Origin of the sequence: Streptomyces bambusae (assembly GCF_019400985.1) — a bacterium.
Taxonomy (GTDB): domain Bacteria; phylum Actinomycetota; class Actinomycetes; order Streptomycetales; family Streptomycetaceae; genus Streptomyces; species Streptomyces bambusae_A.
In genome coordinates this window covers 1-20,031 of the sequence record NZ_WTFF01000129.1, presented here as the reverse complement: position 1 = coordinate 20,031, position 20,031 = coordinate 1, and the positions used below count along the sequence as shown (strand labels likewise).

At 73.0% G+C, this 20,031-nt stretch carries 19 protein-coding genes and 1 pseudogene; 14 read left to right on the top strand and 6 right to left on the bottom strand.

What is annotated here, in order from left to right; translation table 11 throughout:
• Nucleotides 1-136: 136 nt before the first annotated feature.
• Entirely contained in the window at nt 137-1,363 is a 1,227-nt protein-coding gene (locus tag GPJ59_RS18995; protein WP_219668395.1) for an amidohydrolase family protein, read from the bottom strand.
• A 143-nt stretch (nt 1,364-1,506) separates the two neighbouring features.
• Here GPJ59_RS18995 and GPJ59_RS18990 point away from each other — a divergent pair, with 143 nt between their 5' ends.
• The 4 genes from GPJ59_RS18990 to GPJ59_RS18975 all read left to right on the top strand — a co-directional run bounded on the left by GPJ59_RS18990 (nt 1,507) and on the right by GPJ59_RS18975 (nt 6,689).
• Nucleotides 1,507-4,677 carry an AfsR/SARP family transcriptional regulator gene (locus GPJ59_RS18990; protein ID WP_258024606.1) on the top strand — a complete coding sequence of 1,057 codons (3,171 nt, stop codon included), beginning with the start codon at nt 1,507-1,509 and terminating at the stop codon, nt 4,675-4,677.
• Between the two features lie 168 nt (nt 4,678-4,845).
• Nucleotides 4,846-5,076 (top strand): hypothetical protein, encoded by a 231-nt coding sequence (locus GPJ59_RS18985; RefSeq protein ID WP_219668394.1) that lies wholly within the window; start codon nt 4,846-4,848, stop codon nt 5,074-5,076.
• Nucleotides 5,077-5,469: 393 nt separating this feature from the next.
• Nucleotides 5,470-6,312, top strand: coding sequence for a class I SAM-dependent methyltransferase (locus GPJ59_RS18980; protein ID WP_219668393.1), 843 nt, complete (start codon nt 5,470-5,472; stop codon nt 6,310-6,312).
• A gap of 14 nt (nt 6,313-6,326) precedes the next feature.
• On the top strand, nt 6,327-6,689 hold the full coding sequence (locus tag GPJ59_RS18975; protein ID WP_219668392.1) for a zinc ribbon domain-containing protein YjdM: 363 nt from the start codon (nt 6,327-6,329) through the stop codon (nt 6,687-6,689).
• Nucleotides 6,690-6,721: 32 nt separating this feature from the next.
• Here the strand turns inward: GPJ59_RS18975 and GPJ59_RS18970 are convergent, their stop codons facing one another.
• Nucleotides 6,722-7,393 carry a DUF1326 domain-containing protein gene (locus tag GPJ59_RS18970; RefSeq protein WP_219668391.1) on the bottom strand — a complete coding sequence of 224 codons (672 nt, stop codon included), beginning with the start codon at nt 7,391-7,393 and terminating at the stop codon, nt 6,722-6,724.
• Between the two features lie 144 nt (nt 7,394-7,537).
• Here GPJ59_RS18970 and GPJ59_RS18965 point away from each other — a divergent pair, with 144 nt between their 5' ends.
• Nucleotides 7,538-8,407 (top strand): DUF2182 domain-containing protein, encoded by an 870-nt coding sequence (locus tag GPJ59_RS18965; protein ID WP_374200866.1) that lies wholly within the window; start codon nt 7,538-7,540, stop codon nt 8,405-8,407.
• 65 nt (nt 8,408-8,472) lie between these two features.
• Here GPJ59_RS18965 and GPJ59_RS18960 read toward each other — a convergent pair whose 3' ends face one another.
• Nucleotides 8,473-10,218: a FadD3 family acyl-CoA ligase gene (locus GPJ59_RS18960; RefSeq protein WP_219668389.1), complete on the bottom strand. Its 1,746-nt coding sequence runs from the start codon at nt 10,216-10,218 to the stop codon at nt 8,473-8,475.
• A 163-nt stretch (nt 10,219-10,381) separates the two neighbouring features.
• Between GPJ59_RS18960 and GPJ59_RS18955 the strand changes: the two genes are divergently transcribed.
• The 3 genes from GPJ59_RS18955 (at nt 10,382) to GPJ59_RS18945 (ending at nt 12,820) form a co-directional block, all read left to right on the top strand.
• Entirely contained in the window at nt 10,382-11,533 is a 1,152-nt protein-coding gene (locus GPJ59_RS18955) for a lipid-transfer protein (protein WP_219668388.1), read from the top strand.
• A gap of 85 nt (nt 11,534-11,618) precedes the next feature.
• A complete protein-coding gene (locus tag GPJ59_RS18950) occupies nt 11,619-12,071 on the top strand; it encodes a Zn-ribbon domain-containing OB-fold protein (protein ID WP_219668387.1) in 453 nt (150 codons plus the stop codon).
• Nucleotides 12,068-12,820, top strand: a complete 753-nt coding sequence (locus GPJ59_RS18945) for an enoyl-CoA hydratase/isomerase family protein (RefSeq protein ID WP_219668386.1) — start codon at nt 12,068-12,070, stop codon at nt 12,818-12,820. The genes GPJ59_RS18950 and GPJ59_RS18945 overlap by 4 nt, the downstream gene beginning before the upstream one ends.
• Here the strand turns inward: GPJ59_RS18945 and GPJ59_RS18940 are convergent.
• Nucleotides 12,804-13,337 (bottom strand): hypothetical protein, encoded by a 534-nt coding sequence (locus GPJ59_RS18940; protein WP_219668385.1) that lies wholly within the window; start codon nt 13,335-13,337, stop codon nt 12,804-12,806. The genes GPJ59_RS18945 and GPJ59_RS18940 overlap by 17 nt on opposite strands.
• A 137-nt stretch (nt 13,338-13,474) precedes the next feature.
• Here GPJ59_RS18940 and GPJ59_RS38575 point away from each other — a divergent pair.
• The 6 genes and pseudogenes from GPJ59_RS38575 to GPJ59_RS18910 all read left to right on the top strand — a co-directional run.
• A pseudogene (locus GPJ59_RS38575) lies at nt 13,475-15,199 on the top strand (YwqJ-related putative deaminase); the annotation flags it as partial.
• A gap of 61 nt (nt 15,200-15,260) precedes the next feature.
• A complete protein-coding gene (locus GPJ59_RS18930) occupies nt 15,261-15,722 on the top strand; it encodes an SUKH-3 domain-containing protein (RefSeq protein WP_219668383.1) in 462 nt (153 codons plus the stop codon).
• Nucleotides 15,715-16,107 carry a YwqJ-related putative deaminase gene (locus GPJ59_RS18925; protein ID WP_219668382.1) on the top strand — a complete coding sequence of 131 codons (393 nt, stop codon included), beginning with the start codon at nt 15,715-15,717 and terminating at the stop codon, nt 16,105-16,107. Before GPJ59_RS18930 ends, GPJ59_RS18925 begins: the two co-directional genes overlap by 8 nt.
• Before the next feature lie 11 nt (nt 16,108-16,118).
• The gene (locus GPJ59_RS18920) at nt 16,119-17,042 is read left to right on the top strand and encodes an SUKH-3 domain-containing protein (protein WP_219668381.1); all 924 of its coding nucleotides are present in this window, start codon (nt 16,119-16,121) and stop codon (nt 17,040-17,042) included.
• Nucleotides 17,039-17,518: an SUKH-3 domain-containing protein gene (locus GPJ59_RS18915; RefSeq protein WP_219668380.1), complete on the top strand. Its 480-nt coding sequence runs from the start codon at nt 17,039-17,041 to the stop codon at nt 17,516-17,518. The genes GPJ59_RS18920 and GPJ59_RS18915 overlap by 4 nt, the downstream gene beginning before the upstream one ends.
• 9 nt (nt 17,519-17,527) lie before the next feature.
• Entirely contained in the window at nt 17,528-18,028 is a 501-nt protein-coding gene (locus tag GPJ59_RS18910; protein WP_219668379.1) for an SUKH-3 domain-containing protein, read from the top strand.
• 67 nt (nt 18,029-18,095) lie between these two features.
• Here GPJ59_RS18910 and GPJ59_RS18905 read toward each other — a convergent pair whose 3' ends face one another.
• Both GPJ59_RS18905 and GPJ59_RS18900 read right to left on the bottom strand, forming a co-directional pair.
• Complete coding sequence (locus GPJ59_RS18905; protein WP_219668378.1) at nt 18,096-18,590, bottom strand: peptidylprolyl isomerase; 495 nt, start codon at nt 18,588-18,590, stop codon at nt 18,096-18,098.
• A gap of 147 nt (nt 18,591-18,737) precedes the next feature.
• Nucleotides 18,738-20,031: PQQ-binding-like beta-propeller repeat protein (locus GPJ59_RS18900; protein ID WP_219668377.1), on the bottom strand; the 1,294-nt coding region annotated here is incomplete at its 5' end.

The window sequence follows — 20,031 nt, the reverse complement described above, 5'->3', positions numbered from 1 at the left end:
GGCCGGTGCCGGGGGCGTAGCCGCCTGGTCGGCGCCGGGGCCGGTTCCGGCCAGCCAGGAACGCGCCCGTCGGGACCGACCGCCCCGTCTCCGGCCGAAGCCGCTCCCGCCGGGGCCGACCCGCCCGGCGGCCCGTTCAGCCCGCCGGGCCGCGCCAGAGGCCCTCCGGGGTCAGGTCCAGGAGGTCGATCGCGTTGCCGCGGACGATGCGTTCGACCACGTCCGGGGGCAGGTGGCCCATCTGGGCCTGCCCGACCTCGCGGGACTTGGGCCAGGTGGAGTCCGAGTGCGGGTAGTCCGTCTCGTACAGGACGTTGCCGACACCGATCGCGTCCAGGTTGCGCAGGCCGAACGCGTCGTCGAAGAAGCAGCCGAAGACGTGGTCGGCGAAGAGTTCGGACGGCGGGCGGGTGACCTTGTCGGCGACGCCGCCCCAGGCCCGGTTCTCCTCCCAGACCACGTCGGCGCGCTCCAGGATGTAGGGGATCCAGCCGATCTGGCCCTCCGCGTACATGATCCGCAGGTTGGGGAAGCGTTCGAACTTGCCGCTCATCAGCCAGTCGACCATGGAGAAGCAGCAGTTGGCGAAGGTGATGGTGGAGCCGACGGCCGGCGGGGCGTCCGCCGACGTGGAGGGCATGCGCGACGACGAGCCGATGTGCATGGCGATGACCGTGCCGGTCTCGTCGCACGCCTGGAGGAAGGGGTCCCAGTCGTCCGTGTGGATCGACGGCAGGCCCAGGTGCGGCGGGATCTCCGAGAAGGCGACCGCGCGGACGCCGCGCGCCGCGTTGCGGCGCACCTCGGCCGCCGCGAGCCGAGCGTCCCACAGCGGGATCAGGGTCAGCGGGATCAGCCGGCCCCCGGCGTCCGGCCCGCACCACTCCTCCACCATCCAGTCGTTGTACGCGCGGACGCCCAGCAGTCCGAGCTCGCGGTCCTCGGCCTCGGTGAAGGTCTGGCCGCAGAAGCGCGGGAAGGTGGGGAAGCAGAGGGCGGACTGGACGTGGTTGACGTCCATGTCGGCGAGGCGGTCGGGGACGGAGAAGGAGCCGGGGCGCATCTGCTCGTACGTGATGACCTCCAGGCGTATCTCGTCGCGGTCGTAGCCGACGGCGGTGTCCAGCCGGGTCAGCGGCCGGTGCAGGTCCTCGTAGACCCACCAGTCGCCGATCGGGCCGTCGTCGCCCTTCGCGCCCATGACCGGGGCGAACTTGCCGCCGAGGAAGGTCATTTCCTTCAAGGGGGCGCGCACGACGCGCGGGCCGGAGTCGCGGTACCTGGACGGGAGCCGGTCCCGCCAGACATGGGGGGGCTCAACCGTGTGGTCGTCCACCGAGATGATCTTCGGGAAGCTCTCCATGCCGTCCACGGTAGCGTTGATCTGACGATCCGTCAGTTAGTTGGTGCGTAGTTGGTGCGTGCGGAACCGGCCGCGGGCTGACGTCTGTGCGCAAGACAGGGCAGACTGGCCACTACACCGACCGAAGGCAGGGGGGACGACAGATGGACGGCGTACCGGCCATCCCGCACCAGCGGAACCACCCCGAGGCGCCGAACCACCGAACCGGCGGGAGCCGACGGGCACCCGGCGGGGCACCCGGAGCCGCGGACCCGGCCGGACCTGCCACGCCCGGACCTGCCACGCCCGGAGCCCCGGTCCGCGAGGGGCAGGCGGGTGACGTCCGGACCGGTGACGTCCGCGCCGGTGACGCCCGGACCAGCGGCGTCCGGACCAGTGACGTCCAGGCCGGTGACGTCCGGGCCGACGGCCGTTCCGCGCGGTTCGCCGTGCTCGGGCCCATCCGCGCCTGGCGCGGCAGCGAACCCCTCGCCTCCGGCAGCCCCCAGCAGCGCGCCCTGCTCGCCGCCCTGCTGCTGCGCGACGGCCGCACCGCCACCGCCCCCGAGCTCATCGACGCCATCTGGGGCGAGGACCCGCCCCCGCAGGCCCTGGCGACCATCCGTACGTACGCCTCCCGGCTGCGCAAGATCCTCGACCCCGGACAGCTGGTCAGCGAGTCCGGCGGCTACGCCATCCGCACAGCCCCCGCCGCCCTCGACCTCGGGGTCGCCCGCGCCCTCGCTGCCGACGCCGACAAGGCGCGCGCCGCCGGGGACCGCTCGCTGGCCCGCACCCTCCTCGCGCGCACCCTCGGCCTGTGGGAGGGCGAGCCGCTGGCCGGCGTACCCGGCCCGTACGCCGAGACCGAGCGCACCCGGCTGGCCGAGTGGCGGCTGCAACTGCTGGAGACCCGGCTCGACCTCGACCTCGAAGTGGGCCACCACGCCGACGCCGTCTCCGAGCTGACCGCCCTGACCACCGACCACCCGCTGCGCGAGCGGCTGCGCGAACTGCTCATGGTGGCCCTGTACCGCAGCGGCCGGCAGGCCGAGGCCCTCGCCGTCTACGCCGACACCCGGCGGCTGCTCGCCGACGAGCTCGGCGTCGACCCGCGCCCCGAGCTCTCCGCCCTCCAGCAGCGGATCCTGCGCGCAGACGCCGAACTGGCCGTCGCCGCCGAACAGTCCGCCGCCGCGGCCACCCTGCCCGTGCGCCCCGCCCAGCTGCCGGCCACCGTGCCCGACTTCACCGGGCGGGCCACCTTCGTCACCGAGCTCGGCGAGGTGCTCGCCAGCGCGGAGGGCCAGGTCATGGCCGTCTCCGCGCTCGCCGGCATCGGCGGCGTCGGCAAGACCACCCTGGCCGTGCACGTCGCGCACGCCGCCCGCCCGCACTTCCCCGACGGCCAGCTCTACGTCGACCTGCGCGGCACCGAGGCCCGCCCGGCCGAGCCCGAGGCCGTCCTCGGCTCCTTCCTGCGGGCGCTGGGCCATCCGGACACCGCCATCCCCGACTCCCCCGCCGACCGCGCCGCGCTCTACCGTTCCACCCTCGACGGCCGCCGCGTCCTGGTCCTGCTCGACAACGCCCGCGACGCCGCCCAGGTCCGCCCGCTGCTGCCCGGCACGGCCGGCTGCGCCGCCCTGGTCACCAGCCGGGTCCGGATGGCCGGGCTGGCCGGGGCACACCTGGTCGACCTGGACGTGATGAGCCCCGAGGAGGCGCTCCAGCTCTTCACCCGGATCGTCGGCGAGGAGCGGGTCACCGCCGAACGCCAGGCCTCCCTGGACGTCGTCGGCGCCTGCGGCTTCCTGCCGCTCGCCATCCGCATCGCCGCGTCCCGGCTCGCCGCCCGCCGCACCTGGACGGTCTCGGTGCTGGCCGCCAAGCTCGCCGACGAGCGGCGCCGGCTGGACGAGCTCCAGGCCGGGGACCTCGCCGTGAAGGCCACCTTCGAACTCGGCTACGGCCAGCTGGAGCCCGGCCAGCAGCGCGCGTTCCGCCTCCTCGGCCTCGCCGACGGCCCCGACATCTCGCTGGCCGCGGCCGCCGCCGTACTGGACCTGCCCGAGCACGACACCGAGGACCTCCTGGAGGCCCTGGTGGACTGCTCCCTGCTGGAGTCGGCCGCGCCCGGCCGCTACCGCTTCCACGACCTCGTACGGCTCTACGCGCGTGCCTGCGCCGAACGCGACGAGCAGCCGCCGAGCGAGCGTGACGAGGCGCTGTCCCGGCTGCTGGACTTCTACCTCGCCACGGCGGCCCGGGTGTACGCGCTGGAGCGGCCCGGGGACCGGCTGCCCGCCCACCTGGCGCCCACCGCCTACCCGGGCCTGTCCTTCGCCGACCGGCACGCCGCCCTGGACTGGCTGTACGCCGAGGCGGAGCCGCTGCTGGCGTGCGTACGGCAGGCGGCCGCCCGTACCGACGCCGCCGTCGACGTACTGCGCCGGGCCGTGGACCTGCTGTGGGCGGCCAAGGACCTGCTGGAGTCCGGCGCCAACTCCCGGCAGTACGAGTCCGCCGCCCTCGCGCTGCGCGACGCGGCGCACGCCTCGGGCGACCCGCACGCCGAGAGCCGCGCCCGGACCACGCTCACCAACGTGCACCTGGTGGCGGGCCGGTTCACCGAGGCCGACGACGAGGCCCGCCGGGCCACCGTACTGGCGCGGACGGCCGGGGACCCGCTGCCGAGCTGCTGGGCGCCCAACGACCGCGGGATCATCGCCCTGTACGAGGGCCGCTACGCCGACGGCGAGCGGCACCTGCGCGAGGCGATCGACGGCTTCCGCGCCGACGGCAACAACGTGGGCGAGGCCAGCGCGCTGTGCAACCTCTCCCGGATCGAGGCGGAGCTGGGCCGGCTGGCCAGCGCCATAGAGCTGGCGGAGCAGGGCATCGCCATCTACGACCGGATGGGCCTGTCCCTGCGCTCGGCCAACGGCCGTTACGCGCTGGGCATCGTGCTCACCCAGGCGGGCCGGCCGGCGGACGCCCAGGCGCAGCTGACGGAGGCGCTGTCGCTGTTCCACGACAACCGCCAGCCCCTGTGGGAGGGCATCACCCACTACCGGCTGGCCGAGGCGCAGCTCGCGGCCGGCCGGGCCGCGCTGGCCGCCTCGCACGCCGAACAGGCCATAGCGCTGCGGGTGATGGGCGGGGAATGGCGGCGGGCGTGCGTGGTGATGGTATTGGGCCGGGCCCTGCACCGACTGGGCGAGACCGACCGCGCGCGCGCCTGCTGGCGGGACGCCGAGGCGGTCTTCGCCCAGCTGGGATCGCACGAACTCGCCGAGGCCAGGGCCCTGCTGGCGTCCGAGATCCCGGCTTGACCTATCCTCTCGGTCGACGCCCTGACCTGCGTGGATCGCATGTGGATCGCATGCTGAACGAGGCGTTCATCGTTCGTTTATCGCCTCGCGCCACCATGGAATCCATCGACCCGTTCGGCGGTCCGCGGGGGAATCGCCGAACGGGCCCGCAGATCCTCAGGAGTGACGATGACGACGAGCGACAGCGCTGCGAAGATCCCGAACGACGGCGACATCAAGCCGTTCGACAACCACGCCACGGGCATCGAGATCACGCCCATGGACAACCACGCGACGAGTGAGCCGCTGCTCGCGCCGGACGCCGCTCCGACCGCGCCCACCGCCCCGGCCAAGCCGCCGGTCGCGCCGGGCGAGGAGATCGAGACGCTCGACAACCACGCCACCGGTCCGCGCCCGTAAGGGACGGACACCGGCCGGGGCCCACGGGGGAGCGGGAACGGGCCACGGCACAGCGCCACGGACGTCACGGGGGAAACGGACGTCACGGGCGGCACGGGGGAAACAGGGGGGAAGGCCTCGGAGGACCTCACGGGGGAACGCGGGGACTCGAGGCGACGGGGAAAGTACGGGGGAGTACCACGGGGGAGCCACGGGGGTTCGGGGGAGCCCGCGGGGGCAACGGGGGAAGACGGTCGCGGTGGCCCGGAGGGGGAGCCATCGCGACCGTCGTTTTGTCATGTCTGCCCCAATAATCAGCGGCCGCACCGGTGGGCCCCGGCCGCACCAGCAGCCCCGGGGGCGCACCGACCGCACCAGCGGCCCCGCGGCCGTACCGCGCACTACGCTGGCGGCGTGTTCACCGCTGAGGGACCGACCGTCCGCGAGCTCGCCGTGCAGGCCCTGTCCTCGACCGAGCGCGGCTACGACCTGCTGGCGCCCACCTTCGACCACACCCCGTTCCGGACGCCGGACCGGATGCTGGACGCGGTCGAGGAGGCCTTGGCCCAGACCCTCGACGGCCCGGTGCGCGCCGGGCTGGACCTCTGCTGCGGCACGGGCGCCGCGATCCCGCTGCTGCGGCGGCTGTGCCGGGAGCGGGTGACCGGGGTGGACTTCAGCGCGGGCATGCTGGCGCGGGCGGAGCGGACGTACGGCACCCGGGCGTACGGCGCCCAGGCGTACGGCGCCCAGGGCGAGGCCGGGCCCGGCGGCGCCCCCGGCACGGGCAGCGGCTCCGGCGGGGGCCCGTACCGCGACGAGCCCGACGTGGACTTCGTGCGGGCCGACGCGCGGGCGCTGCCCCGGCGGCTGGCGGGCTCGTACGACCTGGCGGTCAGCTTCGGTGCCTTCGGCCACTTCCTCCCGGCCGAGCGCCCCGCGCTCTTCGCCGGCGTCCACGCCGCCCTGCGCCCCGGCGGGATCTTCGCCTTCCCCGTCGGCGCCCCGCTGCGGCCCTCCTCCCCCGCCTGGTGGGCCACGGTCGGCTTCGACGCGGTGATGCGGGTGCGCAACGCGCTGTGGCGGCCGCCGTTCGTCATGTACTACCGCACCTTCCCGCTGGGCGGCGTACGCGCGGACCTGGAGGCCGCCGGGTTCGCCGTGGAGACCCAGCCCCTGGAGCCCTTCGGCCGCCGCCCGGACGGCGCCCCGCACTGGCGCCTGCTCCTGGCCCGCCGGGCCCCGTGCACGGCCTGAAATACACTGGTCACATGAGTGACACCCTTCCCCCCTGCCCCGAGTGCTCCGGCACGTACACGTACGAGATGGGCGCGCTGCTCGTCTGCCCCGAGTGCGGGCACGAGTGGTCGGCCTCGGCCGCCCCGGCCGCCGAGGGCGAGGCCGGCTCGGGCGAGCGCGTGATCAAGGACTCTGTGGGCAACGTGCTCCAGGACGGCGACACGGTGACCGTGGTCAAGGCCCTCAAGGTCAAGGGCAGCCCCAGCGGCATCAAGGCGGGCACGAAGGTGCGCAACATCCGCCTGGTGGACGGCGTGGACGGCCACGACATCGACTGCAAGATCGACGGCTTCGGTGCCATGCAGCTGAAGTCCAGCGTGGTCCGCAAGGCGTAGCAGGCCTGGTAGACGTACGTCGTACGGCCCGGTCAGGTCTCGTCGGGGCCTGACCAGTCGAACGTGATGTGCTTGCTGGACTGGCCCGCGCGGCTCCACTCGAAGCCGAAGGCCTCGACCTGGTTCGCCGTCGCGCGGCCCCAGGTCACGACCTGGCCGGGGCCGGTCTCCGAGCCCGGCATGTTCGTCGACTGCACCCGCGCGCCCTCCGGCGTGGTCGGCCCGGTCAGCGCCTCGCCGGCCGCGTCGACCTTGCCCGGGATCGAGACCCGCCAGGTGCCGAGGTCCTCGGCGACCTCGAACTCGATCGGCGCGGTGTCGATGCCCCGCACCTCGAAGGCGGCCATGCTCACCAGCTCGGCGGGCCAGCTGCCCGCCTGCCCCCCGAAGATCATCTGCAGCGCCTCGCGCTGCGCCTCGTCGGCCCGCTCGTCGAAGAAGAGCGCCGCGTACGAGTCGGAGTGCTCGGCCCAGACGTTGCCGACGAAGGAACCGAGCATCAGCACGTTGAGCCCGGCCAGCGGAACCGCGCCGTAGTGGCCCTCACGTACGTGCCAGGCCAGGACGCCGTCACATTCGCCGTACGTCGGCGACTGCGCGAAGGTGCAGGGGCACGGAACGTCGCACCTGCACGTGTCGAACCAGTCCCCCTCCACATGCCACTTCGGGATCGTCGCCGGTGCGGGCGTCTCGGTCGCGGACATCTCGCCGCCTCCTCGGGGCCAGGTACGCGCACCTCTCCACCTCAAGTCTCTCCCTCACCCGCACGGCCCGCCATCCGGCCCGGACAGGCGCCCGGGCTGGCGTCCGGGCGCGCGGGCGCCGGGCCGCCGTGCTGTGCTGGAAGCGTGCGACGCCCCGGCCCGAAGGACCTCCGGCCGCCGCTGCGGCCGGCGAACCTGCTCCCGCCACGGCAGCTCGCCCTCGCCTGGTCCCTGATGGCGGCAGTGGCGCTGCTCGCGTGGGTGCTGGTGGTCGACCAGGCGCGGGGCATGGGGGTCGGGCCGGGCACCATGGGGGCGTCGCTGCCGCTGTTCCTGCTGCTGTGGCTGGTCATGATGATCGCCATGATGTTCCCCTCGGTGGCGCCCGTGGGGATCACCTGGGCCCGGAGCATCGGCCGCAGCCGGGCGGGAGTGGCGACCCGGGCGGCCCGGCTGGTCCAGTTCGTCGCCGGCTATCTGCTGGCCTGGACGGCGTTCGGCCTGGTCACGTACGGGATCCTGGCCTGGACCGGCGACCTGGTGGCGGACCGGCCGGGCCTCGGGCGGTGGATCGGCGCCGGGGCCTTCCTGCTGGCCGGGCTCCAGCAGCTCGGTCCGCTCAAGGACATCTGCCTGCGGCACTGCCGCAGCCCCATGGGCCAGCTCGTGCGCTACGCCGGCTTCCGGCCGTGGGCCCGTGACCTGCGGGTCGGGCTGCACCACGGGCTGTACTGCATCGGCTGCTGCTGGGGGCTGATGATCGTCCTGATCCCGCTGGGCGTCATGAACATCGCCGCGATGGCCGCCGTAGGTGTGGTGATCTTCGTGGAGAAGCTGTGGCGGCTGGGGCCGGTGTTCTCGACCGTGGTGGGTGTCGCCTTCCTGGTCCTCGCCCTGCTCGCCGCCTTCGCCCCCGTGGAGAGCTGGCTCCTGCCGGGCCTGGAGACCCCGCAGGAGCCGATGCCGGACATGGACCCGGACATGGATCCGGACATGGAGATGACCGGGCCGTAGGGGCGTAGGGGCGTAGGGGCGTAGGGGCGTAGGGGCCACAGGGGGGAGCCGTAAGGGCCGCAGGGTCAGCCGCGCGAGCGCAGCTCCCGCTTCAGCACCTTGCCGCTCGCGTTGCGCGGAAGCTCGGCCACGAACTCCACCGCCCGCGGCACCTTGTAGTTCGCCATCTCGCGGCGGGACCAGGCGATCAGGTCGTCCGCGGTCAGCGTCGAGCCGGGACGGCGTACGGCGTACGCCTTGCCGACCTCGCCCAGGCGCGGGTCGGGGATGCCGACCACGGCGACGTCGGCGACGTCCGGGTGCAGGCCGAGGAGCTGCTCGATCTCGGCCGGGTAGGCGTTGAAGCCGCCGACGATGTACATGTCCTTGATCCGGTCGGTGATCCGCAGGTTGCCCGCCTCGTCCAGGACGCCCACGTCGCCGGTGCGCAGCCAGCCGTCCGGGGTGACGGTGCGGGCGGTCTCCTCGGGGTCCTCGTAGTAGCCGAGCATCACGTGGTGGCCGCGGACCCGGACCTCGCCCGCCTCGCCCGGGCCCAGCACCTGCCCGGCGGGGCCGGTGACCTGGACCTCGGTGCCGGGGATGGCCCGCCCGGAGGTGGCCGAGACCACCTCGGCCGGGTCGCCCCGGCGGCACATGGTGACGATGCCGCTGGCCTCCGACAGGCCGTACGCCGTCAGCACGGTCGAGATCCGCAGCTCCCCGCGCAGCCGCTCGACCAGCCGCAGCGGAACCACGGCCGCGCCGGTCACGACCAGCCGCAGCGGGGAGAGGTCGTACTGGGTGCGCGCGGGATGGTCGAGCAGGGACTGGTGCAGGGTGGGCGGGCCGGGCAGGACGGAGATCCGCTCGGCCGCGATGTTCGCCAGGACCGTGTCCACGTCGAAGACGGGCTGGGGGACCATCGTCGCGCCGCGCATCAGGCAGGCGATGACGCCCGCCTTGTAGCCGAAGGTGTGGAAGAAGGGGTTCACGATCAGGTAGCGGTCGCCCGCGCGCAGCCCGGCCAGCTCGCTCCAGACGTCGTAGCAGCGCAGCGTCTGCGCGTGGGTGATGACCGCACCCTTGGGGCGTCCGGTGGTGCCGGAGGTGAAGACGATGTCGGACGGCGCGTCCGGCCGTACGGAGTCGGCGCGGGCCCGGACCACCGCGGCCGGCACCGCGTCTCCGCCGGCGAGGAAGTCCTTCCAGGTGCGGAAGGCCTCGGGCGCGTCCTCGGCGAGGACGACGACCTGCTCCAGGTGCGGCAGCCCGGGCAGCGGCCCCTCGCCCGGGCCCTCGGCGGCGGCCCGGCGCAGGGAGGCGACGTAGGAGGTGCCGAGGAAGGTGCCGGTGACGAAGAGCAGCCGGGCCCGGCTGCGCTCCAGGACGTAGGCGGCCTCGGCGCCCTTGAAGCGTGTGTTGAGCGGGACGAGCACGGCCCCGGCCGAGACGGCGCCCAGCGCGCTGACGATCCAGTCCAGGGTGTTGGGGGCCCAGACGGCGACCCGGTCGCCCGGCTCGACCCCGGCGGCGATGCAGGCGGCCGCGGCGCGCTCGACGCGCTCGCCGAGCTGGGCGTAGCTGATCCGGACCCGGCCCTCGACGACGGCCTCCCGGTCGGCGTGGCGCTCGGCCGCGGCGCGGACCAGGCCGGGGATGCTGCCCCAGCGCAGATCACCACGGACGTCCTCGGCGGGGTCGGCCGTCCGGTCGGCGGTCCGGTCGCCTGCCCGGTCGCCGTGGCTGCCGTCCTCGGCGGGGCCGCCGTGGTCCGCGTGGCGGCCGCGGTCCGCGTGGCTGCCGTGGTCCGCGTGACCGCCGTGATGCATGTGCCCGCCGTGATCGGTGTGCCCGCCGTGACCGGTGTGTCCGCCGCGCCCCTCGCCCATCGCCCGCCCCTCCCGTGGACCCAGCACCACTAGCTGACTATCCGTCAGATTAGCTGTAGCCTTCGCGGCTGTCAGCACTGGTGCACGCACCCCGGAGGCGGCGATGGCGGCAACCCTCAAGGACGCGACGGCAATCGTGGGCATCGGCCAGACCGCCTTCGCCAAGCACCTGCCCGCCGGCGAGAAGGAGCTGGCCTGCCGCGCGATCCTCGCCGCGCTCGACGACGCCGGCATCTCCCCCGCCGAGGTCGACGCCTTCGCCTCGTACACGATGGAGGAGACCGACGAGGTCGAGGTCGCCAAGGCCATCGGCGCCGGCGACGTCACCTTCTTCTCCAAGGTCGGCTACGGCGGCGGCGGTTCCTGCGCCACCGTCGGCCATCTGGCGGCCGCCGTCGCCACCGGCCAGGCCTCCGTCGGCGTCGCCTGGCGCTCGCGCAAGCGCGGCTCGGGCCCGCGGCCGTGGAGGAACACCACCGCCCAGCTGCCCACGCCCGGCCAGTGGACCCGCCCCTTCGGCCTGCTCCGCCCGGCGGACGAGATCGGCATGCTGGCCCGCCGCTACATGCACGAGTACGGCGCCACCCGCGACCACCTCTTCAACGTCGCCCTCGCCTGCCGCAACCGCGCCAACCAGAACCCGGCCGCGATCATGTACGAGCGCCCGCTGACCCGCGAGATGTACATGACGGCCCGGTGGATCAGCGAGCCGCTCTGCCTCTTCGACAACTGCCTGGAGACCGACGGCGCCCTCGCCTGCGTCGTCGTCTCCGCCGCCCGCGCCCGCGACTGCCGGCACAAGCCCGTGTACGTCCACTCCGTCGCCCAGGGCCTGCCCGCCCAGCACCACGGCATGGTCAACTACTGGACCGACGACCCGCTGTCCGGGCCCGCCTGGACCGCCGCCCGGCACCTGTGGAAACAGGCCGACTTCGGCCCCGCAGACGTCGACGTGGCCCAGATCTACGACGCCTTCACCCCGCTGGTCCCGCTCTCCCTGGAGGGCTACGGCTTCTGCGGACGCGGCGAGGGCGCCGCCTTCACCGAGGGCGGGGCCCTGGAGATCGGCGGCCGGCTGCCCCTGAACACCGGCGGCGGCGGACTGTCCGAGGCCTACGTCCACGGCTTCAACCTGATCACCGAGGGCGTGAAGCAACTGCGCGGCGCCAGCACCGCCCAGGTGCCGGACGCCGCGACCTGCCTGGTCACGGCGGGCGAGGGAGTCCCGACGTCCGCGATCCTGCTGCGCGCATGAGCAGCCCGGCCATGAGGGGCCCGGCCATGAGCAGCCCCGCCATGAGCAGCCCGGCCACGAGCAGCCCCGCCATGAGGAGCCCACGATGACGAACACCACCACCGCCGAGGGGCTGCTGCTCCCCGTCCCGGACGAGGACGGCGCCCCCTTCTGGGAGTACGCCGCCCGCGGCGAACTGCGCGTCCAGGCCTGCGGGGACTGCGGCCGGCTGCGCTTCCCGCCCCGGCCCTGCTGCCCGCACTGCCGGTCCTTCGCCTCCGAGTGGCGGCCGATGAGCGGCCGGGGCCGGATCTGGTCCTACGTCCTGCCGCACCCGCCGCTGCTGCCCGCGTACGCCGAGCAGGCCCCGTACAACGTCGTGCTCGTCGAGCTGGCCGACGCCCCGCACATCCGCCTCGCAGGGAACCTGGTCAGCGCCCCCGACGCCCCGCTGAACTCGGTGGACCCGGCCCGGCTGCGCATCGGCGCCCGGGTGCAGGTGGCGTTCGCCGAGGTCGGCGGGATGAGCGTGCCGCGCTGGCTTCCGGAGAAGCCATGAGCGTGACCGTCGACCGGGACGGGGCGAGCGGGGTCGCCGTGGTCACCCTGTCCCGGCCCGCCAAACACAATGCGATCACTCTGGCGATGGCGGCGGAACTCACCTCGGTCTGGCGAGAGTTCCGCTACGACGCATCCGTGCGGGCGGTGGTGCTGACCGGCGCCGGCGGGGCGGCGTTCTGCACCGGCATCGACCGTGCGGCCGAGGTCCCGCAGCCCTCCTCGCCGTACTCCCTGGACGACCCGCTGGTCGCGATCGGCCCGAAGGCAGGCGACCTGTGGAAGCCGGTGGTGGCGGCGGTCAACGGGATGGCGTGCGGCGGCGCCTTCTACCTGCTCGGGGAGTCGGAGTTCATCGTCTCCTCGACCTCGGCGACGTACTTCGACCCGCACACGACGTACGGGATGGTCAGCGCCTACGAGGCCGTGTACATGGCCCAGCGGATGCCCTTCGGCGAGGTCGCCCGGATGTCCCTGATGGGCACGGCCGAGCGGCTGTCCGCGCAGCGTGCGTACGACATCGGCCTGGTCTCGGAACTGGCCGCACCCGAGGACCTGCTGCCGGCGGCCCTACGCGCCGCGACGACCCTGGCCGGCTACCCGCCGACGGCCGTCGAGGGCACGGTCCGCGCCCTGTGGTCGGCCAAGCAGGCCGCCCTCGCCCAGGCGTTGGCGCAGGCGCCGCACCTGATCAGGCTGGGCAACCTGCCGCCGGAGGAGCAGGCGGAACTGTTCAGTCGACGATCCTGAGGGTGCCGAGCCGGCAGTTCTTGATCTCGGCCACCCGCGACGGGTCGGTCATCTTCACCGGCACGGTGATGGCGTGGCCCGGCCGGACGGTGGCCTTGACGGTGACCGTCTCGACGGTGGTCACGTAGTCCGACAGCAGGGAGAGCGGGATCTCCACGGTGTGCGTGGCGATGTCCTCGTTCGAGGTGAGCAGGACGGCCGCCTCGCCCTTGGCGTTCACACAGTTGATGACCTTGGTCTCCAGGGGCGGCTTGCTCCTGGACGGCGAGGGGGCCGGCGTGTACGAGCTCCCGCCCGAGCTGCTGCCGCCGCTGGAACTGCTGCCCCCGCTGGAGGGGTTGTAGCTGTCGGCGTCGCTACGCCGGTCCGAGCCGCCGGATCCGCTGGAGCTGCTGGAGCTGGAGCACCCGCCGCCCCCGCTGCTGTGCTTGCCGCTGCCGCCGCTCGTCGAGAACCCGGTCAGTGCGCAGACGACCGTGACGAGTACGGCCGTGAACCTCAGCTGGCGCATGCGCATGGCGTGCTCCCCTCCCCGGACTCCCGGAATTCCCGGACCTCGTGGCCCCGCACGCTAGCAGCACGGCCCGCATTTGGCAGACTGTCCTTCGCACAAGCATCCTGCGAACGAGTTTGCGCACGGGGGGAGTGGGGGGCATGGCAGTCACGGTTCCGGACTGGGCTGACACTCTGTTGGACCTGGTCGGAGTGAACTGGCCCAACGTCGACGAGGACGCCTACCGGGAGATGGCGGACGCCCTGCGGGAGTTCGCCGACGATCTGGAGGACGACGGGCAGCTCGCCAACAACCACTTCGAGCGGCTGCTGTCCTCCGGCGAGGGCGAGTCGATCAAGGCGCTCGATGAGCACTGGAAAACCGTCAAGGGCAAGCACCTCAAGGACATCGTGTCCGCGGCGCGGACGATCGCCAAGGCCCTGGACCTGGCCGCCGGGGCGATCGAGGCCATGAAGGGCAAGGCCGTCGTCGAGCTCGGCGTCCTGGCGGGCCAGACCGGGCTGGCGTTGTCCTTGATCCCGGTCACGGGCGGCCTGTCCGCGCTGCTGGGCGCCGGTGCGATCGCCTTGACCAAGAAGACGCTGCTGAAGCTGCTGACCGAGGCGGCGGAGGAGGCGGTCGCCCATATCGTCGCGGCCATGACGGAGCCGGCCGTGGCCGCCCTGGAGGGCATGGCCGCCGACCTCGTCGTCCAGCTCGGGGCGATGGCGATCGGCCTGCAGGACGGTGTGGACCTCGACCAGACCAAGCAGGCGGGCAAGGACGGCTTCAAGGACGGGGTCCAGTCCGGCAAGGAGTCCCTCAACCTCGCCTCCGCGGGCGGCGGCAGCGGCGGCGCAGGTGGCGGCTCCGGCCTCTCCGACCTCTTCATCGACCACGACGAGCACGACCGCGCCCACGGCAAGCTCACCGGCGTCAGCACCAACATCCACGGCAAGACCACCTCGAAGCTGACCAAGGCCAAGACCGCCCACGGCCGCACCCGCGGCCGCGACTCCATAGCCCAGGCCATCGACCCGGTCGCCGACAAGGCCGTCGCCGCGCTGATGAAGGCCACCAAGCAGGTCGGCGACCACATGGGCAAAACCCTGCCCAAGGCCGTCAAGCAGATCTCCACCGACCACAAGAACAACGACGACGACCTCGCCGCCCGCATCGCCAAGGCCAAGGCGAAGGCCCAGCAGGGCGGCAAGGGCGGAGGCGGTAACGGCGGCGGAGGCGGCGGCGGCTCCAAGCCCCCGACGGGCGGCGGGGGCGGGGGGAACAACAACAACGGAAACAACGGCAACGGGCCGAAGGGCAACCCCCTCAATCCCCAGCCGGATTGGCATGGCAAGTCCAGCAAGGGCATGAAGAACCACCGCCGGGACGCGCAGGACGTCAAGCACCTCAGCGAGGACGAGCAGAAGAAGCTGATGGTCAGTGAGGCCAAGCAGCTGGCCGACAACGCCCAGAAACAGCCGGTCAGCAACCCGTACCCGGAGGGCAAGCACCGTCTGAAGACCGCGTGCGCCGGAACCCTCCTGCACGACGGCGTACTGACCACGCACTCGAGCAACACGAGCATCGGCAATTCCCAGATGAACACCCACCCTGCTCTCAAACAGATTCTGGACAAGGTGGAGCAGGACATGGTCGCGGCGAACCTGAGCCCTGGAAACGGCCATGGCAAATGCGCGGAAGTATCTCTGATCTCCGACCGGCTGCACCACCTGGATCCGACCGGCACGAAGATCGTCACCGCCGATGACGTCCAGAAGGCCATGAAGGGATCCCTCGTCTATTCCGTCCAGATCGGCAACCTCAGGCCTGGGGAAGGCCAGTTGTTCCACGGCGACTACAAGCCGCCGTGCCGGTCCTGTGCGAGAATGCTGCCGCTGGCCGGCGTCATCGCGCATCACTGAAAGGGAGCAAGCAATGCCGAGAATGACACCGGAACAGGTCGACGCCGCCCTGACCGAAGCCGGCTGGTCCCGGGGCCGTGACATCGGTGCGGAGCTGCCAGAGCTCCTGAAGGTCGTGACGGACCGTTTCGCCGCAGAAGGACACCCGGTCGAGCCGTTCCAGGCGGCCCTGGATTTCGTACGCGAATACGGAGGCCTGCGCCTGGTCATTCCGGGCACCCCACCGGACGCCGTGGGCTTCACACCGCACTGGATCTACGAGGAGAGCGGTGAGGATGTGGCCGAGCTCGCCGGCAATCTGGGCATGAGGCTGTTCCCCGTCGGCTACGAGGAATTCGATGGGGCGATGATCCTCATCGACGAGACCGGGCGTTTCTTCCTCATGCACCACACCGGACCCTATTTCCTCGGAATGAACACGCACGAGGCCATCAGCTGCCTTCTGCGCGGCCCTCAGCAGGAAGCGAGCAACTACTTTGTCTGACGGAATCCCGGGGACGGCAGCATCCCTTCTCGTGCAGGGAACGATCACGAGTCAGACGAACCTGAGCGGCGACGGCGAACCCCATCTGCACCCTGCCGTCCAAGGGTTCTTCGACGCCCTCCCGCCCGCCCAGCGCGAGCCGTTCCTCGGCTACTGCGCCGAGTCCGCGCTGGTCTCCGACCAGTTCTACGCCCTCGACCAGCAGCGCGCGGACGGCCGGACCACGACCCTGGACGATGCCCTGCCCCACTTCGCCGGCGCTGCCATCGTCGCCCGCAAGATCCGCCCCGAAGGCGACCCCGAGCACGGCACCGAGGCCCAGATCTGCCGTTCCTGCACGGCTCTGATCGAGCGGCTCGGGATCACCGTCATCCACGACAGCTGACGGCCGGGCATATGAGAGCTGACCTCCTCATCAAGCCCACGGACGTGCTCCGACAGGCGGGCTGGCGGCCCGGCCGGAACGCCGGGGACGCCGCCATGCTGGCCATCCTCAAGACCGCAGCGGTGGGACACTGGGCCCTCTTCCCCGCCGCGGAAGCGGCCATACGCGAGTTCCACGGCCTGCGCATAGCGCCCGCCCCCGGCGGCGGCCGCGTGGTCGCCGCCACCGGCTGCGTCGTGGACCCCCAGGAGGCCCGATACGCCGGCCCGCCGCTGAGCCGGCTCGGCGACACCCTCGGCACCCGGCTGTTCCCGTTCGGCCGCACGGACAACGAGGCACCGCTGGCCCTCGACGAGGACGGCCGGCTGTTCACGCTGGGCGTCGGCGGGGCCTGGCTGCTGGGCGAGACCGCCCGCGAGGGGCTGGTCGGGCTGGCCGAAGGCGCAATGCCCGTACGACTGCGCTCGCGCGAACGGCTCTGGCCGCTGTCCGGGATGCCGGCCGACCTCGCCGCCGCAGTGCGCGCGGCGCTCGTCGCCGTGTACGTCCTGCACCACACCGGGGTCTACAGCGCCCGCGCGCTCCGGCTGCGGGTCACCACCCTGCGCGGGGTCGGGATCCTCGCCCTGGACGAGACCTTCGCCCTGCGCCCGGGCCGGCTCGACGCGAGCGCGGAGCCCCTCACCCAGGCCATGACGGACCAACTCGCGGGCGCGGGCCTGTCGCCGCGCGGCTGCGAACTGGCCCTCGGCGTGCCCGCCCCGCCCGGCACGTCCGGCCCGCTGACCACCCTGGAGTGCACGATCACCCTCGGCGGCCCGGCCGGCCGGCCGACGCTGGCCCTGTCCGCCGGTATGGGCGCCTCCGTCGGCCGCACGGCGGAGGTCCTCGACGCCTGCGAACGGGCCTTCGCGGCCTGGGCGGCCCGCCAATGACCATGAGACCCCCTGCTCCCCGCGCCGAGGTCGAGGCCTGGCTGCGGGCCGGCGGCTGGTACCCGGGGCGCGACGAGCGCGAAAGGGCCGAGCAGCTGATCGCCGTACGGGTGGCGGACGCCGCGCGGCAGGGGTTCCCGATGGAGCCGTGGCCGGCGGTCACCGAATTCGTCGCACGCTACGTGGGGCTGCGCCTGCCGATGCCGATGGCGCCCGACCGGGTCTTCCTGGCCCACCCCGCCGTGGGGCACGAGGGCGACGCCGAGGACATCGCGGAGCTCGCCGCGGACCTGGGTCGGCGGCTCTTCCCCGTCGGCTACGAGGTCGGCGAATGGGGCACCGTCCTGCTGGACGACCTCGGCCGGTTCTTCTACCTGCACCACACCGGCCCGTACTTCATCGGGATCGACGAGCACCAAGCGCTGTCCAGTCTGATGCGCGGCGATCAGGACGATGTGGACGACTTCTATGTCTGAGGAGTGGACATGCCGTTCCTGCGCAACGCAGCCGAGGTCGACGCCTGGTTCATGGACCACGGCTGGTTCCCCGGCCGTGACGTCAGCGACCAGGTGCCGGCGCTGGTCGATGCGATGGCCGAGGACTATGCGCAGGCCGGCTTCCCCATGAGTCCCTCGCCGGCCGCGCTCCGGTTCCTCGCCGAACACGCCGGGCTGCGCCTGACCATCAGCGCCCGCCGCGGGGACCACCTGCTCTTCACCCCGTGCCGCGTGTCGCACTACGACCCGGAGGACCTGGCCGCGCTGGACCGGTGTCTGGGGGGCGTGGGGCTGTTCCCGGTCGGCATCGACACCTCGGAGGGCTCGCCGATCGACATGGACGCGCAAGGCCGGTTCTTCTACCGGCACCACACCGGCGCCTACTACATGGGCGCCGACAAGTACGAGGCGATGATCAGCCTCGGCAACGCCCCCATGCGGGACGCGGAGGACTTCTTCGTGCGGCCCGACCTGAGCTGGCCCCCCTGACCTGACCCCCTGACCTGCCCGGCAGTTCGGCCGGGCGGGTCAGGGGCGGGTGTCCGGAGAACCCGGCCTACTTCTCGACGACGCCCGACGCCGAGACCTTGATCTCGGCCTTGGTCGCGCCCGAGCGGGAGCCCAGGGACTCGATCTTCTTGACCAGCTCCTCGCCCTCGACGACCTCGCCGAAGACCACGTGCTTGCCGTCCAGCCACGGGGTGGCGACCGTGGTGATGAAGAACTGCGAGCCGTTGGTGTTGCGGCCGGCGTTCGCCATCGACAGCAGGAACGGGCGGTCGTGCTTCAGCTTGAAGTTCTCGTCGTCGAACTCCCCGCCCCAGATGCTCTTGCCGCCGGTGCCGTTGCCCCGCGTGAAGTCGCCGCCCTGGAGCATGAACTCCGGGATGACCCGGTGGAACGGGGAGCCGGCGTAGCCGAAGCCGTGCTGGCCGGTGGCGAGCTCGCGGAAGTTCTGGGCCGTCTTCGGGACGACGTCGTCGAAGAGGTTGAAGACGATGCGGCCGGCGTCCGCGCCGTTGATGGTGATGTCGAAGTAGACGTTGCTCATGGCCCCCATCCTGTCACCCACCGGAGCGGCAGGGGCGAAGGCCCCTGCCGCGCGCCGCCGGGCGGACGGCCGTCATGAGGGTGTACGGCTGTCAGAGGACGGACGGCCGTCACGAGGACGTACACCCGTCACGAGGACGGACGCCCGTCACGACGACGTACGGGTGCCCGTGCCCTTCGCCGCGTCCAGGGCGTACACGCAGCGGTCCTTGCTGCACGCGTAGACCACGCCCGCCTCGGCCACCGGGGAGCCGGTGATCTCGCCGCCGGTCGCCAGCTTCCAGCGCAGCTGGCCGCCCGCCGCGTCCAGCGTGTACAGGCAGGAGTCGGCGGAGCCGAAGTGCACCCGCCCGTCGGCCACCGCCGGCGAGCCCGTGATCTCGCCGCCCGCGGCGAACCGCCACTTCGGCGTGCCCGTGACCGCGTCCAGCGTGTACAGGGCGCTGCCCGCGCCCAGGTGGACGCTGCCGTTCGCGACGATCACCGGCTCGGCGGAGGTGCGCGGCTCGGTCGCGATCCGCCACCGGTCGGTGCCCGTGGCCGCGTCGAGCGCGTACACCGTGCCCAGGTAGTCGGCCAGGTAGACGCCGCCGCCCGTGACCGCCGGACCCGGCGCGAAGGCCGGCGGGGCCATGAAGACCGCCGGCGCCTCGAAGTGCCAGCGCACCCGGCCCGAGGCGCGGTCGACGGACAGCACCCGGGTGCCGGCCGCCACGTAGACGTTGCCGTCCGGCGCGGGCGTGATCCGTACCGGGACGTTGCCGCAGGACGCGGCGTCGCCGATCGGGTACGACCAGGCCTCCCGGCCGCTGCGGGCGTCGAGGGCCTTCAGCCGGGCGTCCTGCCACACGTACACGGTGCCGTCCGCCAGGACCGGCGCGGCCTCCACCGTCTCGAAGTCCGTCTGCGCCCCGGTCAGCTCCCACAGCTTCTGCCCGCTGGAGGCCTCCCAGGCCTGTACGCCGCCGCCGCGCGTGGCGGTCACCACCGTGCCGCGCTCGGCGCGCAGCGCGTACACCCAGGCGTCCGTGGCCAGCCGCCAGCGCTCGACGCCGTCCGTGGCGTCCAGGGTGTACAGGGAGGGGCCGTCGGAGGCGTGGATCCGGCCGTCCGCGACCGCCATCGACCAGGCGACGTCGCGGGTCTTGAACTGGCGGCGGCCACTGCCCACGTCCAGGGCGTGCACCTCGAAGGAGGTGACGTACAGCAGGTCGCCGGCCACCGTCGGGGTGCCCCACACCTCGTTCGACATCCGGAACCGCCAGGGCCGCCAGCGCCCGCTGTCGGGCGCCGGTCCAGGCCGCGGGACCGTCGCCGGAGCGGCACTCCGGGAGGCCGCCGCCCCGCCGGGCGGGCGTACCCACCCGGTCGCCGAGTCCACGCCCGGCAGCACCGCCGCGGCCGCGGCCCGCGGGCCCGGCCCGATCGGCACGGGGGAGCCG

Bases quoted from the DNA above. Each gene is read 5' to 3' on its own strand.
- GPJ59_RS18995 (WP_219668395.1), bottom strand. From the start codon at position 1,363: ATGGAGAGCTTCCCGAAGATCATCTCGGTGGACGACCACACGGTTGAG.
- GPJ59_RS18990 (WP_258024606.1), top strand. From the start codon at position 1,507: ATGGACGGCGTACCGGCCATCCCGCACCAGCGGAACCACCCCGAGGCG.
- GPJ59_RS18985 (WP_219668394.1), top strand. From the start codon at position 4,846: ATGACGACGAGCGACAGCGCTGCGAAGATCCCGAACGACGGCGACATC.
- GPJ59_RS18975 (WP_219668392.1), top strand. From the start codon at position 6,327: ATGAGTGACACCCTTCCCCCCTGCCCCGAGTGCTCCGGCACGTACACG.
- GPJ59_RS18970 (WP_219668391.1), bottom strand. From the start codon at position 7,393: ATGTCCGCGACCGAGACGCCCGCACCGGCGACGATCCCGAAGTGGCAT.
- GPJ59_RS18960 (WP_219668389.1), bottom strand. From the start codon at position 10,218: ATGCATCACGGCGGTCACGCGGACCACGGCAGCCACGCGGACCGCGGC.
- GPJ59_RS18955 (WP_219668388.1), top strand. From the start codon at position 10,382: ATGGCGGCAACCCTCAAGGACGCGACGGCAATCGTGGGCATCGGCCAG.
- GPJ59_RS18950 (WP_219668387.1), top strand. From the start codon at position 11,619: ATGACGAACACCACCACCGCCGAGGGGCTGCTGCTCCCCGTCCCGGAC.
- GPJ59_RS18945 (WP_219668386.1), top strand. From the start codon at position 12,068: ATGAGCGTGACCGTCGACCGGGACGGGGCGAGCGGGGTCGCCGTGGTC.
- GPJ59_RS18940 (WP_219668385.1), bottom strand. From the start codon at position 13,337: ATGCGCATGCGCCAGCTGAGGTTCACGGCCGTACTCGTCACGGTCGTC.
- GPJ59_RS18930 (WP_219668383.1), top strand. From the start codon at position 15,261: ATGACACCGGAACAGGTCGACGCCGCCCTGACCGAAGCCGGCTGGTCC.
- GPJ59_RS18920 (WP_219668381.1), top strand. From the start codon at position 16,119: ATGAGAGCTGACCTCCTCATCAAGCCCACGGACGTGCTCCGACAGGCG.
- GPJ59_RS18915 (WP_219668380.1), top strand. From the start codon at position 17,039: ATGACCATGAGACCCCCTGCTCCCCGCGCCGAGGTCGAGGCCTGGCTG.
- GPJ59_RS18910 (WP_219668379.1), top strand. From the start codon at position 17,528: ATGCCGTTCCTGCGCAACGCAGCCGAGGTCGACGCCTGGTTCATGGAC.
- GPJ59_RS18905 (WP_219668378.1), bottom strand. From the start codon at position 18,590: ATGAGCAACGTCTACTTCGACATCACCATCAACGGCGCGGACGCCGGC.